The organism is Streptomyces sp. NPDC050610, assembly GCF_040654875.1.
Taxonomy (GTDB): Bacteria; Actinomycetota; Actinomycetes; order Streptomycetales; family Streptomycetaceae; genus Streptomyces.
In genome coordinates this window covers 105,281-121,752 of the sequence record NZ_JBFAIV010000012.1, presented here as the reverse complement: position 1 = coordinate 121,752, position 16,472 = coordinate 105,281, and the positions used below count along the sequence as shown (strand labels likewise).

At 74.4% G+C, this 16,472-nt stretch carries 14 protein-coding genes; 7 read left to right on the top strand and 7 right to left on the bottom strand.

What is annotated here, in order from left to right:
• The first annotated feature begins 3 nt into the window (after positions 1–3).
• Both AB0I22_RS17310 and AB0I22_RS17305 read left to right on the top strand, forming a co-directional pair.
• On the top strand, positions 4–729 hold the full coding sequence (locus tag AB0I22_RS17310; protein ID WP_363131622.1) for a response regulator transcription factor: 726 nt from the start codon (positions 4–6) through the stop codon (positions 727–729).
• Between the two features lie 259 nt (positions 730–988).
• On the top strand, positions 989–2,107 hold the full coding sequence (locus AB0I22_RS17305; RefSeq protein WP_363131621.1) for a histidine kinase: 1,119 nt from the start codon (positions 989–991) through the stop codon (positions 2,105–2,107).
• A 69-nt stretch (positions 2,108–2,176) separates the two neighbouring features.
• Here the strand turns inward: AB0I22_RS17305 and AB0I22_RS17300 are convergent, their stop codons facing one another.
• Positions 2,177–2,536, bottom strand: coding sequence for an STAS domain-containing protein (locus AB0I22_RS17300; RefSeq protein WP_363131705.1), 360 nt, complete (start codon positions 2,534–2,536; stop codon positions 2,177–2,179).
• 491 nt (positions 2,537–3,027) lie between these two features.
• Here AB0I22_RS17300 and AB0I22_RS17295 point away from each other — a divergent pair, with 491 nt between their 5' ends.
• Positions 3,028–3,591: a sigma-70 family RNA polymerase sigma factor gene (locus AB0I22_RS17295; RefSeq protein WP_363131620.1), complete on the top strand. Its 564-nt coding sequence runs from the start codon at positions 3,028–3,030 to the stop codon at positions 3,589–3,591.
• Between the two features lie 200 nt (positions 3,592–3,791).
• On the top strand, positions 3,792–5,093 hold the full coding sequence (locus AB0I22_RS17290) for a zf-HC2 domain-containing protein (RefSeq protein WP_363131704.1): 1,302 nt from the start codon (positions 3,792–3,794) through the stop codon (positions 5,091–5,093).
• Positions 5,094–5,147: 54 nt separating this feature from the next.
• Here the strand turns inward: AB0I22_RS17290 and purU are convergent, their stop codons facing one another.
• From purU to AB0I22_RS17270, 4 genes are all read right to left on the bottom strand, one after another.
• Positions 5,148–6,020, bottom strand: a complete 873-nt coding sequence (gene purU / locus AB0I22_RS17285; protein WP_363131619.1) for a formyltetrahydrofolate deformylase — start codon at positions 6,018–6,020, stop codon at positions 5,148–5,150.
• Between the two features lie 148 nt (positions 6,021–6,168).
• Positions 6,169–6,669, bottom strand: a complete 501-nt coding sequence (locus tag AB0I22_RS17280) for a hypothetical protein (RefSeq protein ID WP_363131703.1) — start codon at positions 6,667–6,669, stop codon at positions 6,169–6,171.
• Positions 6,670–6,816: 147 nt separating this feature from the next.
• Positions 6,817–8,718 (bottom strand): hypothetical protein, encoded by a 1,902-nt coding sequence (locus AB0I22_RS17275; RefSeq protein WP_363131618.1) that lies wholly within the window; start codon positions 8,716–8,718, stop codon positions 6,817–6,819.
• 170 nt (positions 8,719–8,888) lie between these two features.
• Positions 8,889–10,277: a transcriptional regulator gene (locus AB0I22_RS17270; RefSeq protein WP_363131617.1), complete on the bottom strand. Its 1,389-nt coding sequence runs from the start codon at positions 10,275–10,277 to the stop codon at positions 8,889–8,891.
• Between the two features lie 350 nt (positions 10,278–10,627).
• Here AB0I22_RS17270 and AB0I22_RS17265 point away from each other — a divergent pair, with 350 nt between their 5' ends.
• The 3 genes from AB0I22_RS17265 to AB0I22_RS17255 all read left to right on the top strand — a co-directional run bounded on the left by AB0I22_RS17265 (position 10,628) and on the right by AB0I22_RS17255 (position 13,977).
• Entirely contained in the window at positions 10,628–11,302 is a 675-nt protein-coding gene (locus tag AB0I22_RS17265) for a bifunctional DNA primase/polymerase (RefSeq protein WP_363131616.1), read from the top strand.
• Between the two features lie 249 nt (positions 11,303–11,551).
• A complete protein-coding gene (locus AB0I22_RS17260) occupies positions 11,552–12,340 on the top strand; it encodes an ABC transporter ATP-binding protein (RefSeq protein ID WP_363131702.1) in 789 nt (262 codons plus the stop codon).
• Entirely contained in the window at positions 12,337–13,977 is a 1,641-nt protein-coding gene (locus tag AB0I22_RS17255) for a transporter (RefSeq protein ID WP_363131615.1), read from the top strand. The genes AB0I22_RS17260 and AB0I22_RS17255 overlap by 4 nt, the downstream gene beginning before the upstream one ends.
• Before the next feature lie 394 nt (positions 13,978–14,371).
• On the opposite strand, the gene AB0I22_RS17250 is transcribed toward AB0I22_RS17255, so the two are convergent.
• The gene (locus AB0I22_RS17250; RefSeq protein ID WP_363131614.1) at positions 14,372–15,730 is read right to left on the bottom strand and encodes a HAMP domain-containing sensor histidine kinase; all 1,359 of its coding nucleotides are present in this window, start codon (positions 15,728–15,730) and stop codon (positions 14,372–14,374) included.
• Positions 15,727–16,446, bottom strand: a complete 720-nt coding sequence (locus AB0I22_RS17245; RefSeq protein WP_363131613.1) for a hypothetical protein — start codon at positions 16,444–16,446, stop codon at positions 15,727–15,729. The genes AB0I22_RS17250 and AB0I22_RS17245 overlap by 4 nt, the downstream gene beginning before the upstream one ends.
• Between the last annotated feature and the right edge of the window lie 26 nt (positions 16,447–16,472).

Below are 16,472 nucleotides of genomic sequence, written 5' to 3'. Positions count from 1 at the left end.
GCGGTGATCCGGGTAGCGGTGGTGGACGACGAACAGCTCGTCCGGTCCGGGCTGCGGATGATCCTGGGCACGGCCCCGGACATCGAGGTGGTCGCGGACTGCGGCGGCGGCACGGCCGTGGAGACCGTGCTGGGCCACGCGCCCGACGTCGTCCTCCTCGACATACGGATGCCGGACGTGGACGGGCTCACGGTGCTGCGCCGGCTGCGGGCGGACCGGCGGCCGCCGGCCGTGGCGATGCTCACCACCTTCGACGCCGACGAATACCTCACGGCGGCCCTGCGCGCCGGGGCCTCCGGCTTCCTCCTCAAGGACACCGACCCGGAGCAGCTCGTACGGTCCGTACGGACCCTCGCGGCGGGCGGCAGCGTCCTGGACCCCGGCGTCACCAGCGCCGTCATCGGCGGCTACCTGGCGGCGGGCGCGGAGACCCGCGCCGCCGAGGCCGTGCGGCGGCTCACCCCGCGCGAGCGCGAGGTCCTCACCCACGTCGGCGCGGGCCTGCCCAACGCCCGGATCGCGGACCGCATGGGGCTGGCGCCGAGCACGGTCAAGGACCACGTGCGGGCCGTACTCGGCAAACTCGGCGGCCTCAACCGCGTCCAGGCGGCGATCCTCGCGGACCGCGCGGGCCTGGTCACAGGCCTGGTACGGGACCACCGCACGGGCGGCACCACCGCCGACGCCTCGGCCCCGGACCTGCCCGAGCCCCCGGCCCGCGGGTGTTGAACAGCCACGCCGCCGACGTGAGGGGGGACGCGGCACGATCCGCCGCCGCGACCGACGAAGCGGTACGGGTACGGGCAGCGGCTCGGGCGCGGGCGGTACGGACGGTACGAGCGGATGCTGGGGCGAGAGCCGTACCGGCAGGCGCCGCGCCCCTCGGTTCCACCGCGCCCGCCGAAAAGCGCACACCGTGGTGAAGGAACCCCGGCGACAGCCCCGCCGGCCCCGCGGCCGGTGGCTCGACAGCCGGTGTGCGGGCCGCATGGCCGTCGTCGTGCCCGTACTGCTCGCGGTCGCCGACGCCGTGCTCGTCAACGGCGTCGACCTCGGCCTGGAACTCGGCGTCTCGCTCGCGGCGGCCGCCGTCCTGCTGTGGCGGCGGCGGTTCCCCGTGGCGGTGTTCGCGGCGACGCTGCCGGGGATCTACATCGGCTACATCTGGTTCGCTCCGATGATCGCCCTCTACACCGTGGCGGCCCGCCGCACCGACCGGCGGCTGCTCGCCGCCGCCGGGGTGCTGCTGGTGCTCGCGCACTTCCTGCCGTATCCGCTCTCCGAACTGACCTGGGACGAGCCCCGCCAGACGGCCCTCGCCCTGGTCGACGCGTGCGTCAGCGCCGCCGCCCCCGCCGCCCTCGGGCTGCTCACCCGCACCCGCCGCGAACTCGCCGCCCGGCTCGCCGAGCTGACCCGCAGCCGGGCCCGCGAGGACCGGCTCCTGGCGGACCAGGTGGTGGCCACCGAGCGCGCCCGCCTCGCCCGCGAGATGCACGACGTCGTCGCCCACCAGGTGAGCCTCATCAGCCTCCAGGCCGGGGCCGTGCAGATCAGCACGGCGGACCCGGCGGCGCGCGACGGCGCGCGTACGATCCGCGAGCTGTGCGTACGGACGCTGGACGAGCTGCGCCACCTGGTCGGCATCCTGCGCGCGGCCGGCGGCGACGCCGAGGAGCTGGCCCCGCAGCCGCGCCTGGCGGACCTGCCGCGGCTGATCGAGGTCAGCGCGCTCGACGTCGAGTACAAGGGGGCTGGGGAGGATGGGGAGGAAGCGCACACCGTGGTCCCGCCCGGCCGCTACCCCGAGGCCGTGGAGCGGGCGGCGTTCCGCACGGTGCAGGAGGCGCTGACCAATGTGCGCAAGCACGCGCCGGGCGCGCGGGTACGGGTACGGGTCCGGGCCGGCGATCCGGACTGCGCGCGGCTGCTGGTCGAGGTACGCAACGGGCCCGCGGACACGGCGGTTCCCGCGCCGGGGCTGCCGGGCGGCGGCCACGGCCTGGTGGGGCTGCGCGAACGGGCGCAGAGCCTCGGCGGGACGCTGGAGGCGTACCCGACGGACGAGGGCGGCTTCGTCGTACGAGCGGAGTTCCCGGGCCCGTGACGCCGGCCCCGCGCCGCTACGAGCACCCCGGCTGTCCCAAGTGGCAGCCCGCGCCCCCGGAAGGCCGCGCTACGCGGAGAGGGGGTCCGCCGCCTCGTCCGTGGCGCTCGCGAGGTCGGGGTAGACCTCGAAGAGGCGGCGCACGCCCAGCGCGGAGAGCACCCGGTTGACGTGCGAGCCGTCGACCGCGCCCTGTGCGGGCAGGATGAGTCGCAGCCGGCCCTGGCAGGACCGCATCAGGCGGCGGGCGGCGATGAGCACGCCGACGCCGCTGGAGTCGCAGAAGCGGACCTCCCCGAGGTCGAGCACCAGGCTCCGGCGACCCTCGGCGACCGCGTCGTGGACGTGCTGCCGCACGGCCGGCGAGGTCACCAGGTCCATCTCGCCGGAGACTTGCAGCACGGCCCAGTGGCCCTGTTCGCCCTCCATCACTTTCAACGTCACGCGCTCGAAGCCCCTTCGCTCGGTCGCCCTGTCGCTCGCTGTCCGGCGGCTGTCCGGAACGGGCCCTTCCACGACTGCGGCTGCCCGGCCGCTCCCTCATGAAACACCGTGCGGCGTATAGGGCTCGTGACGACCCTATGCCCACCTCGGGGGCAGAAACCCCAAAGATCCGGTCACACCCGCATAACTCATCGGTCTATTCAGGCAGGAACGATCCGGGTCGATCAGCGACAACCCACGCAAAGTGACCGGACTTATACCATCCGCAGCCACCGGGGCGCGTACTTTGCCGCAAATCGACGTACGTTGTCAGTGGCTCGCACTACATTCGATGCGTATGTGAGCGTGGGCACAAACTGCCCGCGAGCTGCCGGGAAGGGCGCGGGACGGTTCGGACGGGCTTCCTCGAAACGGCCTCGTACCCATGGGTAGCGCGGTGCGGGGCGGGTAGCCAGAGGTGAACGGATGGGGGCCGCATGACGAATGACGCACCACCCCGCTGGGACCGCATGATGCAGCAGCGGCTCGCACGGGGCGAGGCTGCCGCGCTCGGCGAGCTCTACGACCGCTTCGCCTCCCTCGTGCACAGCCTCGCCCACCGGGTGCTCGACGACGACGGGGCCGCCGACCGCGTCACCCGCGACGTCTTCGGCTACGTCTGGGAGAACCCGGACGCGTACGACCCCAAGCAGGGCTCCCTGCGCTCCTGGATCGCCAAGGTCACCCACCGGCACTCCGTCCAGCGGCTGCGCCAGGACGAGACGCGCGGCGAAGGCACCCCCGAAGAGGTCGAGGCAAAGGTCCGCGAGGCGTCCGCCGCCGCCCGCGCCGACTACATCGTCACCTCCATGCCCGCACCACTGCGCGCCGCGCTCGAACTGGCCTACTTCCGCCGCCTCGACTACCGCCAGGCCGCCGCCGACCTCGGCGTCACGGAGGACGAGGCCCGCCGCCGGCTGCGCCTGGGCCTCCAGCTCCTCTCCACGGCCCACCACTCCTCCCGCTCCATCCCGCCGCCCGGCTACGGGAGGGCGCTGTGAACGAGCGCTGCGGGCCCGGACGCTGGGAGCCCGACGACGGCTCCTGGGACCAGGCCGGTACGGGCCCGGGGCCGGGCGGCGGCGCTGGCGACGGCCCGAGCGGCGGCGGACCGGGGCGCGGCCGATCGGGCGGCGACCGGGACGACGGCACGCCCGGCGACGGCCCACGCGCCTCCCCTGGCCCCGCCACGCCGCCGCGCATACCGACACCGCGGGCCGCCCCCGAGGACGCCGACCGCTGGCCGTACCCCGCGCAGCCGCCCGCCCCGGACCCGGAGACCCTGCGGTCCCGGCAGGCAGCGGAACCCGAAGAACCCCCGCCCCCGCCGGCCCCGCCAGCCCCGCCACCCGAGGACCCGCCGTCCGAAGCCCCCTCGCCCGCCGCGCCCCGGTCGCACAAGGTGCTCAAGTCGCTGCTCGGGGCGTGGGCCCTGGCCGCCTGTTCCGGTGAGGAGACCCTGGAGGTCGAGGCGCATCTCACCGAGTGCGCGGCCTGCGCCGACGAGGCCGTGCGGCTGCGCAACGCCGTGGGGCTGCTGCACCCCGAGGAGAACCTCGACCTCGACCCGATGCTCCGCTCCCGCGTGCTCGAAGGGTGCCTCGGCCGCCGCCCGGCCCGTATCCCGGTGCCCGACTGGGCCGCCCCGTACGACGCCGAGGCCGCCCGGCTCGACGCGCTGCTGCGGGACATGGGCGAGGCGGAGTGGCGGGCGCCGGTCAGCCTGCGGTGGTTCGAGGGGCGGCGGGCGGTCCGGCGCGACACCACGGTCGCCGGGGTCATCGGCCACCTCATGACCGTCGACGGCCTCGTCGCCGCCTCGCTCGGCCTCGCCGAGCCGCTGCCCGACGGCGAGGAGGGCTCCCCCACCGCCCGTACGGAGGCGTACTGGGCGGCGGAGCCGGCGGTCGCCGCCGGGCAGCCGGTGCCGGCCGTCGCGGTCCGCACGGCCTGGCGCGACCAGGGGCATTCGCTGTTACGGACGGTGTCGTTCGCCGGGCGCGGGGCCGCCGGGCTCGACGTGTCGTACGGCCGGTTCACGCTTCCGCTGCGCGACTCGTTCCTCGACCGCGCCTTCGAGTGCTGGGTGCACGCCGGGGACATCGCCGACGCCGTCGACTACCCGTACGACCCGCCGTCCTCCGCCCACCTCAACCGCATGATCGACCTCGCGGCCCGGCTGCTGCCCGGCGCCCTCGCCCAGCGCCGCCGCACCGGCCTGGCATCCCCGGCCCGCGGCCCGGTCCTCGTCGGCGCGCCCGGCCGGACGCTCCATCTGGAGATCGAGGGCCGCGGCGGCGGCGACTGGTACATCGCGCTGGACTCCCCCGCCGCCCTCGGCACGCCCGCCGAGTCGATCGCCCACGTCGCCCTGGACGGCGTCGAGTTCTGCCGGCTGGCGGCGGGGCACATCTCTCCGGAGGAGGCCGCCGCGGGCCAGGACGGCGACCGCGAGGCGATCCGGGACGTGCTCTTCGCGGCGGCGTCGCTGTCCCGCCTCTGAGGGCGGGGGCCTGGGGACCGCGCGACGCAACGGAATGCGCGTCGCGCGACGGCGTTACGCGAAGACGACCGTCCGCCGGCCGTTGAGCAGCACGCGGTGCTCGCTGTGCCACTTCACCGCGCGCGCCAGCGCCTGGCACTCGACGTCGCGGCCGACCGCCACGAGCTGGTCCGGGGTCACGTCGTGGCCGACGCGCTCCACCTCCTGCTCGATGATCGGGCCCTCGTCCAGGTCGGCCGTCACGTAGTGCGCGGTCGCGCCGATGAGCTTCACGCCGCGGGCGTGCGCCTGGTGGTACGGCTTGGCGCCCTTGAAGCTCGGCAGGAAGGAGTGGTGGATGTTGATGATCCGGCCCGACAGCGCCTTGCAGAGGTCGTCGGAGAGCACCTGCATATAGCGGGCGAGCACCACGAGTTCGACGTTCTCGGCGCGGACCAGCTCCAGCAGTTCGGCCTCGGCCCGCGCCTTGGTGTCCTTGGTCACCGGGAGGTGGTGGAAGGGGATGCCGTACGAGCGGGTCAGCTCGCCGAACTCCGTGTGGTTGGAGACGACGGCCGCGATCTCGACGGGCAGCGCGCCGATCCGGGAGCGGAAGAGCAGGTCGTTCAGGCAGTGGCCGAACTTGGACACCATCAGGACGACGCGCATCCTGTCGTCGGCCCGGTGGATCTGCCAGTCCATCTGGAAGGAGTCGCCGACGGCCGCGAAGCTCGCCCGCAGCTTCTCCAGCGTCACCGGCGGCTCGGCGCTGAGGTGCACCCGCATGAAGAAGAGCCCGGTGTCGTGGTCGCCGAACTGCTGGCTGTCCTCGATGTTGCAGCCGGTCATGAACAGGTAGCTGGACACGGCGTGCACGATGCCCTGCTTGTCCGGGCAGGACAGGGTCAGGACGTACTGCTCGGGCGCGACGGGCTGCGAATCACTCATAGCCCAATAGCGTCGCACACCCGGCGGGGCCGCCGGGCCGCTCGCAGCACACCGGCGACGTCGAGCGGCGAGGATCACACGAAGGCCGCACGGGGACCGCACAGAGGCCACAAGGGGGCCGCCGGGCGCGGGGACGGCTCGGGAAGCGTCACACCACGCGCGTCACGATCGCCAGCACCTCCAGTGAGCGCGGCGCCGCGTCCGGGTCGTCCCCGTCGTTGACCGCGAGCCGTAGATGCGCCTCGCGGGCCGCCCGTACGGCGTCCGGCCACGCCTCGTGCTCCAGGTAGGCGGAGACCGGGGCGTCGGCGCCGATCTGGTGCATGATCCGCAGTACGCGCAGCACGGCGGCGTCGACGAGGGCCGCCTCGGTCTGGTCGCGGAAGATCGTCCCGACGTACTTCTCGGCGGACCAGTTGTCCAGCCAGGTGTCCTCGACCAGCCGGTACACGGCGTCGGTGACGTCTCCGTACCCCTCCAGGGCGGGGAGCCAGCACTCCCGCTGGAAGACCGGGTCGGCGAGCATGTGCAGCGCCGAGCGCACATTCGCGCGCCAGCGCCACCACGGCATGTCATTGAGGGGCATGCCGCCCATGGTGGTCGAGCGGCGGCCGCGACGGGAAGACTTCTCCGAACCTTGCACGGTGATCGATCGTACGTTCTCCGGCCCGGAACGCCATCGGACCCCCGTTCTTCACCCCGGCGTCACCGGCTGTCGCACACGGTCACCCGGCGCCCGTCCCGTCGGAGAGGCACGTCGGAGAGGCACGTCACAGAGTCCCGTCACAGCGCTCCGTCACAGCTGGGTGTACTGGCGCGGGGTCAGGCCGTACTTCTTCGCGATCGAGTTCCAGAGCACGGCCGCCTGCTTCTTCGCCTCGGTGGCGTCGCCGCTCGCCTTGTTGGCCTGGCCCAGCTCGGCGGTGGTGCGCGCCTTGCCCTTGTGGCAGCCGTGCTTGCCGCCGACCTTGCCCGCCCACGCCGCGTAGTGGTTGTCGGCCGCGGCCGAGGACTGCCACGCCTTCTTCAGCTGGGCCTTGAGGGCGGCCTGTCCGGGGAGCTTGTCGATCGGCGTCCGGTTCAGCCGCGCGACGAGGTCGCTGCGCTGGCCCGCCGCGCCGTGCAGGTCGGCCGCCGCCTTGTCGAGCTTCTTGCAGGACTTGATGGACTCCACGGAGTTGATCACGGCGTCGCGGCTGTTGTTGCTGTCCTTGAGCAGCGCGTCCAGCGCCTTCGCCTGGGGCTGCGCCGGGTCGGCCGGCTTGTCGCCGTCGCCGGCCTTGCCGTCGGTGTCCGGGCCCGGGTTCTGCCCGGCCTGGTCGCTGCTGTTCTTGCCGCTGTCCTTGTCGTCGTCCCCGCCGCTGAGCAGCGCGCCCGCGCCGAGGCCCGCGACGGCGCAGCACGCGACGACGATGCCGATCGCCGCGAGGGGGGTGATCCGGCGGCGGCGCGCGCCGCCTTCGGACCGCCCCCGCGGCTCGTGCCCGGCCTGGCCGAACTGGCCGGGTGCGGGTCCGCCGGGCCCCTGGCCGTACGGGCCGGGGCCGCCGGGCCCCGGAGCGCCCGGCCCCGGTCCGTACGGCGTCTGCTCGTACGGGGCCGGGCCGGGCGCGGGCCGCGCGCCGTCCGACCGGAACAGGCCGTCGAACTCGGCGGGCGGCTGGCGTTCGCCCGCCGCGCCGGGCCGCGGCGGCTCGCCGCCGCCGACGGGCGGGATCAACTGCGTGGCCTCGGAGCCGTATCCGGCGCCCGGCTGCGGGCCGCCGCCCTGCGGGGGCAGGAGTTGGGTGGAGTCCGCCGCGGAGGCCGGGCCGCCGGGCGGGAAGGCCGGGGGCAGCGGCCCGCCGCCGTGCGAGGGCTGCTCGGGCGGCAGGGTCCCGCCGCGGACGGGCGGGATGAGCTGGGTGGGGTCGGAGGTCCCCGGCTGCGGCATCGCGCCGGGCATGGCTCCCGGCATCGCGCCGGGCATCGCGCCCCCGACCGGCGGGATGAGCTGTGTCGCCTCGGATTCCGCCGCCGCCTGCGGGGGCAGCATCTGGGTCTCCTCGGCCGATCCGTGCGCCGGGTATCCGGCGTGCGGGGGCTGCTGCTGCCCGTACCCGGCGAGCGCGGCCTCGCCGGCCTGCGGTGGCAGCGGCGCGGCGGGCGAGCCCTGCTGCTCGGGCGGCGCGGCCCGCCTGCGGCGCCCGCCACCGCCCTGGGGCGGCTGCCCCTGCGGCGCGTAACCCTGAGAGTCGTAGCCGGTCTGCGCGAGTTGGCCCGCCTGCGGGGGCAGCGGCGCGCTGTGGGACGGCGGCTGGGCGGCGTACGGGTCCGGGGTCTCGTACGGCGGGGGCATGCCGCCCTGTCCCGCATCGTGTCCGGGCGGCGGGTAGCCGCCGGGTTGCTGCGAGCCGTACGCGTCATAGGCCGGAGCACCGTACGAGCCGGGGTCCGGCGCGCTATGCGCGCCGCCGCCCGCGCGGTGCGCGCCCTGTCCCTGTCCCTGTCCCTGCCCCGGGTAGCCGTCCCCGCCGGGCGCGGCCTGGGCGTCCGGGCCCCAGGGTTCGCCCCACGGCCGGCCGGTGGACGGCGCGGCCCGCAGGTCGGCCGGGTTGAAGGGTTCGCCGTCGGCGGGCAGCACGATGCCCTCGTACGCGGGCCGTGTGGGCGGAGCCGCTGGGCGCTGCGGCTCGTTTCCCTGTCCGCTCTGCGTCACCGGGGCTCCTCAACCTGTGCGGGACTTACGGAATCATCGGCTCACGCTACCGGGTGACGATAACGCTCGACCATTGACCTCGTAACGGTCTCGTCCCCGTCGCCCCCCGGCCCGGACGGCCCCGGGGACCCGCCCCGCACAGCTCCGCGCGGACTTCCGCCGGAGAGGCGCTACGCCGCCGCCACCTCCAGCCGGGCGCCGAACTCCCGTACAACGGATTCATCACGGTACGGCTCCAGCCGCTGCTGGAAGTCGTCCAGATACTCCGCGCCGCGGTTGGACCGCAGGCTGCCGAGGAGCTCCACCGCGCGGGTGCCCGCGTGGCACGCCTCCTCGATCTCGCGCTGCTGCACATGGGCGGTGGCCAGCAGCAGCAGCCCTATGGCACGGCGGCGCACCCGCCCCTCCGGATGGCCGGACAGGGCCTCTTGCGCGCGGCGCTTGGCCGGCTCGGCCTGGCCGAGGTCGCGGTGGCAGTGGGCCAGTTCGTCCGCCAGATACGCCTGGTCGAAATGGCGGATCCAGACCGGCTCGTCACCCGACTCGCCCTCGTTGTCCGCCTTTTCCAGCGCGGCCAGTGCCCGGCCCGCGACGGCCTGGCAGGCGCGGGAGTCGCCGAGCAGCGCGTGCCCGCGCGCCTCGGCCGCCAGGAACATCGACTCGGCCCGCGGCGGGGCGTGCCCCCGCGTGCCCTCCTGCGCGGCACGCGCGAGCTGCGCGATCTCCCGCGGATTGCCGAGCGAGGCGGCGAGGTGGCTCATGCTCGCGGCGAGTACGTAGCCGCCGTAGGCACGGTCGCCCGCGGCCTGGGAGAGGCGCAGCGCCTGGATGTAGTAGCGCTGGGCGAGCCCCGGCTGCCCGGTGTCGACCGCCATGTACCCGGCCAGCTCCGTCAACCGGGCGACGGCCGCGAAGAGTTCGCGCCCCACCGATTCCCGGTACGAGCCGCCGAGCAGCCCGGAGACGACGCTGTTCAGGTAGTGGACGACCACCGGCCGCACATGTCCGCTGCCGTAGCGGTGGTCCAGTTCCACGAGGGCGTCGGTGGTGGCCTGTACGGCCTGCACGTCGGACGTGCCGACGCGCGCCCCGAGCGACCGGGCGACCTGGGGGTCCGCGCCGGTGATCAGCCAGTCGCGGCTGGGCTCCACGAGCGCGGAGGCAGCGACGGACGAACCGCTGAGGAAGTCGCGCCGCCCGACGTCGCTGCGCCACAGCTCGCAGACCTGCTCGATGGCGCCGATGACGGTCGGCGAGAACTGGAGGCCGACGCCGGAGGCGAGGTTCTTGCCGTTGGCCATGCCGATCTCGTCGATGGTGACCGTGCGGCCGAGCTTGCGGCCCAGCGCCTCGGCGATGATCGCGGGGGCCCGGCCGCGCGGCTGCTGGCCGCGGAGCCAGCGGGCCACGGAGGTCTTGTCGTACCGCAGATCGAGGCCGTGTTCGGCGCCGCACATGTTGACGCGGCGGGCCAAACCGGCGTTGGAGCAGCCGGCTTCCTGGATGAGCGCCTGCAGCCGTTCGTTCGGCTGCCGCGCCACGAGTGGCCGTGCGGCCATGTGTGTACCCCCTGTGACTGCGGTGCGTCCGCGACGGACGCCGCGCACCTGTGAAGTCCGTGTGGCGAGATCACTGCCCCGAAAATGTCGGGAGAATGCGGGACTTGCCCGTAATGACCGCGCTTGGTGATCCGGGGCGAAACCCGTGATCTGTGTCCGTATCCGATGACTGTGCCGGATGACCTTGCTCGTGCCCGTGCGGACGAACGTCTCGCAGGTGGCTACCCCTCCCTGACCGCGCGGCCCCGTCTGCGCCCCCGGTCATGCACCCGTGCGCCCTGCGTGCCGTAACGATGCGCCGCGCCCGCGCCCCTGGCGGGCCGTAACCCGTGGTGACGCCGGGAGTTGTGATGAACGTGGAAAAGACCATCGGGGTAACGGCCCCGCACATCCCGGCGCAACGCGGCGAACAGCCGCTCGACAGCGCGGTGCGGTACGCGGAAGAGCGGCACTGGGACGTATTCGCCGGCACCTGGCTGGAGGCGCATCAGGGGCGCGAGCACTGCTCCTGCCGCGACCTGGGCTGCCCCGCGCCGGGGGCGCACCCGGCCCGCCCCGACTGGGCCGCGCAGGCCACCGGCAGCGCGGTCGGCGCCCGCCGGTTGTGGGCCGAGCGGCCCGGCGCCTCGGTGCTGCTGCCGACCGGGCGCACCTTCGACGCGCTGGACGTGCCGGAGTCGGCCGGGTGCCTGGCGCTGGCCAGGATGGAGCGGCTGGGCGTCGAACTGGGCCCGATCACCTGCACGCCGGGCCGCCGGATGCTCTTCTTCGTGCTGCCGGGCGGCGCCCCGAAGGCGCCCGACCTGGTGCGGAAGCTGGGCTGGCCGCCGTCGTCGCTGGACCTCGTGGCGCGCGGCGAGGGCGATTACGTGGCGGCGCCGCCGACCCGCGTCGGCTCGCACGGCCCGGTGCAGTGGGCCCGCCAGCCCACCGCCGCCAACCGCTGGCTGCCGGACGCCGAGGAGCTGATCAGCGCCCTCGCCTACGCCTGCGGCCGGGAGGCCGCGGCGGCACGCGGGCGCTGAGGCCCTGCCTCCCTGCACCCCGTCCCCCGCTCCCCGTCCCCTGCGCTTCGTGACGTTGTGTTCTCCTCCCGCCTAGGGTTGACGCCCAGGGGGCGGAACCACCACCCCCTGCGATCAGTCGACGGGGAACAAGGGGGCACAACAGTGGTGCAGGACGCAGCGGCAGCAGCCGGCGGCGAAGGCGCGCCCACGGCCGGCGGGGGCGGGACCGGTACGGAGGCGGGTACGGACGCGCGTACGGGCTCGGGCGTGAGCGCGGCCACGGGCGCGGCCGCCGTGCGGATCAGCGGCCTGTGGAAGAAGTTCGGGGAACAGGTAGCGGTCGCGGGCATCGACCTGGAGCTGCCCGCCGGGCAGTTCATCGGGCTCGTCGGCCCCAACGGCGCGGGCAAGACCACGACCCTGTCCATGGTCACCGGGCTGCTCCGCCCCGACTCGGGCAGCGTCGAGATCGGCGGCCACGACGTGTGGCGGGACCCCGTCGCCGTCAAGGCGCGGATCGGCGTGCTGCCGGAGGGGCTGCGGCTCTTCGAACGGCTCTCCGGCCGCGAACTCCTCGCCTACACCGGCCGGCTGCGCGGACTCCCGGGCGACGAGGTCGACGCGCGCGCCACCCAGCTCCTGGACGTACTCGACCTGGCCGGCGCACAGCACAAACTCGTCATCGACTACTCGACCGGCATGCGCAAGAAGATCGGGCTCGCCTGCGCCCTGCTGCACAACCCCGAGGTCCTCTTCCTCGACGAGCCCTTCGAAGGCGTCGACCCGGTCTCCGCGCAGACCATCCGCGGCGTACTGGAGCGCTACACCGAGTCGGGCGCGACCGTCGTCTTCTCCAGCCACGTCATGGAACTGGTCGAATCGCTCTGCTCGTGGGTCGCGGTGATGGCCGCGGGCCGCATCCGCGCCCAGGGCCCGACCGCGGAGGTCCGGGGCGAAGCGGACAGCCTCCAGAACGCGTTCCTGGAACTCGTCGGCGCGAACCGGCGGCTGGCCGGCTCGCAGAACCTCGACTGGCTGGGCGGCGGCGCCCGATGAGCACCACGTCCACCGCCCCCGCCCCGGCCCGCGCCGGGACCCCGTCCCTGACGTCCCTGACCCCCGTGTTCGTACGGCTGAAGCTCTCGCTGCTCCGCAACGGCCTGCGCCAGTCCTCCAGCCGCACCGCCGTCTACGTCACCTCGCTCGTCCTCACGCTGCTCTTCGCGGCCCTGGTCCTGCTGGGCCTCATCGCGCTGCGCGGCAACGACCACGCGGCGGCCCTCGCCGTCCTGCTCATCACGATCGTCGCGCTCGGCTGGGCGGCGATGCCGCTGTTCTTCCCCTCCGGGGACGAGACGCTCGACCCGACCCGGCTGGCCATGCTGCCGCTGCGGCCGCGCCCCCTGATCGTCGCGCTGCTGTTCACCTCGATGATCGGCATCGGCCCCGTCTTCACCCTCGCCGTGGCCGTCGGCTCGGTGATCGCCCTCGCGCACGGCGCCGCCGCCACCGTCGTCGGCATCCTCGCCGTACTGCTGGTCGGGCTGGTCTGCGTGGCCCTGGCCCGCGCCGTCGCCACCGCCAACGTCCGGCTGCTGACCAGCCGGCGCGGCCGCGACCTGGCCGTCCTCAGCGGCCTGTTCATCGCCATCGGCGCGCAGGGCGTCAACCTCGGCGTCCAGAAGCTGACCGGCCCCGACGGGCTCGGCGTCCTGGACCCCGTGGCCACGGTGGTCCGCTGGCTGCCGCCCGCCTCCGCGGTCGACGCCGTGGACGCCGCGAGCAAGGGCTCGTACGGGCGTGCCGCCGCCGGCCTGGCCCTGACCGCGCTGGCGCTCGTCCTGCTGCTGTGGTGGTGGCAGCGCACCCTGACCACCCTGATGACCGCCCCGGACTCCTCCACCCTCCAGGCCGTGGAGAAGGACACCGCGCGCCGGTCCTCGGAACGCGGACCGCTGCGCCTGCTGCCCGCGGGCCGTACGGGCACGGTCATGCTGCGGTCGCTGCGCTACGCGTGGCGCGACCCGAAGACCAAGATGTCCTGGGCCGCCGCCCTCGGCGTCGGCCTGCTCCTCCCCATCGTCACGGGCGTGCAGGGCAACGGCAGTGTCTACTCCGCGTGCTGGGCGGCGGGGCTCCTCGGCATCCAGATGTACAACCAGTTCGGGCAGGACACCTCCGCCTTCTGGATGGTCGCCCAGACGATCGCCGCGCCGCGCGACGCCTATGTGGAGCTACGGGCACGGGCCCTGACGATCGCGCTGGTCGCCGTCCCGTACGTCACCGCGGTCGTGATCGGCGCGGCGGCGGTCCTGCACCAGTGGTCCGAGTTCCCCGAGGCGTACGGCATCGCCCTGGCCCTCCTCGGCGCCCTGGTCGGCACGGGCGCGCTGTCCTCGGCCCTGGCCCCGTACTCCATCCCCTCCGACGGCCGCAAGAACGTCGCACCGGGCCAGACCGGCATCGCCTCCCTCAGCATCATGGGCGGCATGCTCGTCGGCGGCCTCCTGGCCGCCCCCGTCCTCGGCCTCACCATCGCCCTCCACGTCACGGACGCCCACGGCCTGCTGTGGCTCGTACTCCCCGTGGGCGCGGCCTACGGCCTGGCCGCCGCCTACGCGGGCCTGCGCATCGCGGCCCCGAGGGTGGCGAACCGCCTCCCGGAGATCCTGGCGGCGGTGAGCAAGGGCTGAGGCCGGCAGCTTCGCCAGGCATGGGGCCCGGGTTTCCGCTGGAGCAACGGAAACCCGGGCCCAGCCATGTCCGCCCGCCAGACGCTCGCGGACACCAAAGCCCGGCCCCATCAGCCCGTCCGCCGATTGAGGACCGGGCCCACCCAGCCCCAGCCCGATCCAGCCCGTCCGGCGATTGAGGACCGGGGCCCGGGGCAGAGCCCCGAAGAGGTCGGCCCGATCAGCCCGTCCGGCAATTGAGGACCGGGGCCCGGGGCAGAGCCCCGAAAAGGCCGGCCCAATCAGCCCGTCCGGCAATTGAGGACCGGGGCCCGGGGCAGAGCCCCGAAAAGGCCGGCCCAATCAGCCCGTCCGGCAATTGAGGACACGGGGTCAAGGGGCAGTAGCCCCTTGGCTACCGTGGCCCCACCGGCAACCGCAACGTACTCACCGCCCCACCCCCGTCAGGGCCCGCGGCATTGGAGAACACCAACTCCGCCCCGATGATCCGCGCCTGCCCCACAGCGATCGTCAGCCCCAGCCCATGCCCCTTCTCCAGGCCGCCCCGCGCGGCCGTCGGCTCGGTACGGAACCGCTGGGGCCCGTGGTCCAGGAGGTACTCCGGATACCCCTCCCCGTGATCGCGAACAGTGATCACGGGCCCGTCCACGGTCACCACCACCGCCGGCCGCCCGTGCCGGTGCGCGTTGGACAGCAGATTGCCCAGCACCCGTTCCAGCCGCCGGCGGTCCGTCATCACGCACGCGTCGTGCACGACGCGCACCTCGGCCGGCAGCCCGGACGCCCGTACCGCCCGCTCGGCCAGCCGCCCCAACTGGTGCGCGTCCAGGTCGGCCCGTTCCGTCAGCGAGTCCAGCCGGGAGATCTCCAGCAGGTCCTCGGTGAGCCGGCGCAGCGCCTGCACCCGGTCCCGTACGAGCTCGGTCGGCCGCCCCGGCGGCAGCAGGTCGGAGGAGGCCTGCAACCCGGCGAGCGGGGTGCGCAGTTCGTGGGCGACGTCGGCGGTGAACCGCTGTTCGCTCTGGAGCCGGGCCTGGAGCGTGGCGGCCATGGCGTCCAGCGCGGCGGACACGGCGGCCACCTCGTCCTGCTGCCGGGTGGGGTCGGTGGTGCGCGGGTCGGCGACCCTGGCGTCGAGGTCGCCCGCGCTGATGCGGCGGGCCACGTCGGCGGTACGGTGCAGCCGCCGGGTGACGCGGGAGACGGCGAACACCCCGATGACGAGGGTGCCGACGATCGCCAGGGCCGAGGAGACGACGATGGCGCGGTCGAGTCCGCTGATGGTCTCGGCGCTGCGCCGGTAGTCGATCTTCACGGTCAGCGCCTTCCCGTCGGCGGGGCCCGCCGCCCACATGGCGGGTTCGCCCTCGAAGGAGCCGAGGGCGGTGCCGCGTTCACCGCGCAGCGCCATCTTCCGCAGCGCGGCGGGGAGTTCGGGCGCGTCGAGGGCGGCTTCGGGGCGCAGCCGGTCGCCCGCCACGTACGAGCGGGCGGCGATGTCGAGCCGGGACAGGGCCTCGGAACGGGCCTGGTGGACGGTCTGCCGGGTGACGATGACGTGTACGAGGGTGCCGAGCACGGCGGCGACGATGCAGCACATGACGGCGAGGAAGAGCGTGAACTTCGCGTAGAGGGAGCCGGACCGGGCGAGCCGGAACCACTTCGGCCGGGACCATTGCCCATCCGACGACCGAGGCTGCGGCTGCGGCCTGCCACGCCGCCACGCGCGTGGCCCCGGCCGCCGGGCCGTCATCGGCGCGCCGGCGTCGTGGGCCTGCCGGAGGCGTCGGTGCGCCGGATCTCGTCGCTCTGGAGCTCCATGTAGTGGCGGTGCGAGTCCCAGGAGTACACGGAGCGGATGGCGTAGTTGGGGGTCGTCGAGGGCTCCCACACGATGAGGTCACGGCCCGCGACCTCCACCGAGGTGGGGTGGACGGCGGTGGCCATGATGCGGGTGAGCACTCCATGCACGAAGGTGTAGCAGCGCAGCCCCAGCAGCCCGTCCTCCATCTCGAAGCCGAGGATCAGGTCGTCCTTGCCATTGCCGGTGATGTCCCGGTGGACGGGGGCGAGGAGGGGGCAGCCGGGTTTGCCGGGGGCGCAGTCGGCCAGCTTGCGGGCGGTCGCCGCGTCCATCCCGTCCGCGCCGGTGACCTCGCCCGGGTGGGCGGCCAGCTCGGCCTTGATCACGGCGAGCGGGTCGACCTCGCGGATGTTCTCGGAGGGCACCCGCCGGAAGCCGGGCACGACGGTGGAAGGAACCTTTCCCTGGTCCTCGGCGGTGGGCACGGCGGCCGGGGAGCGGCTGGGCCACAGCGGGGACGGGGCGGCGGCCGGGGCGGTCGTACCGGCGCTGACCGGTTCACCGCCGGTCCCGCAGCCGGTCACCGTCGCCAGCCCGGCCGCCGTCGCCACCGCGGCGGCGACGGCGGCCGGGCGCCGGAGGAACGCGGTGAGGAGAGGCGGCACGGCACTTCCAGGCGGATGACGGTACG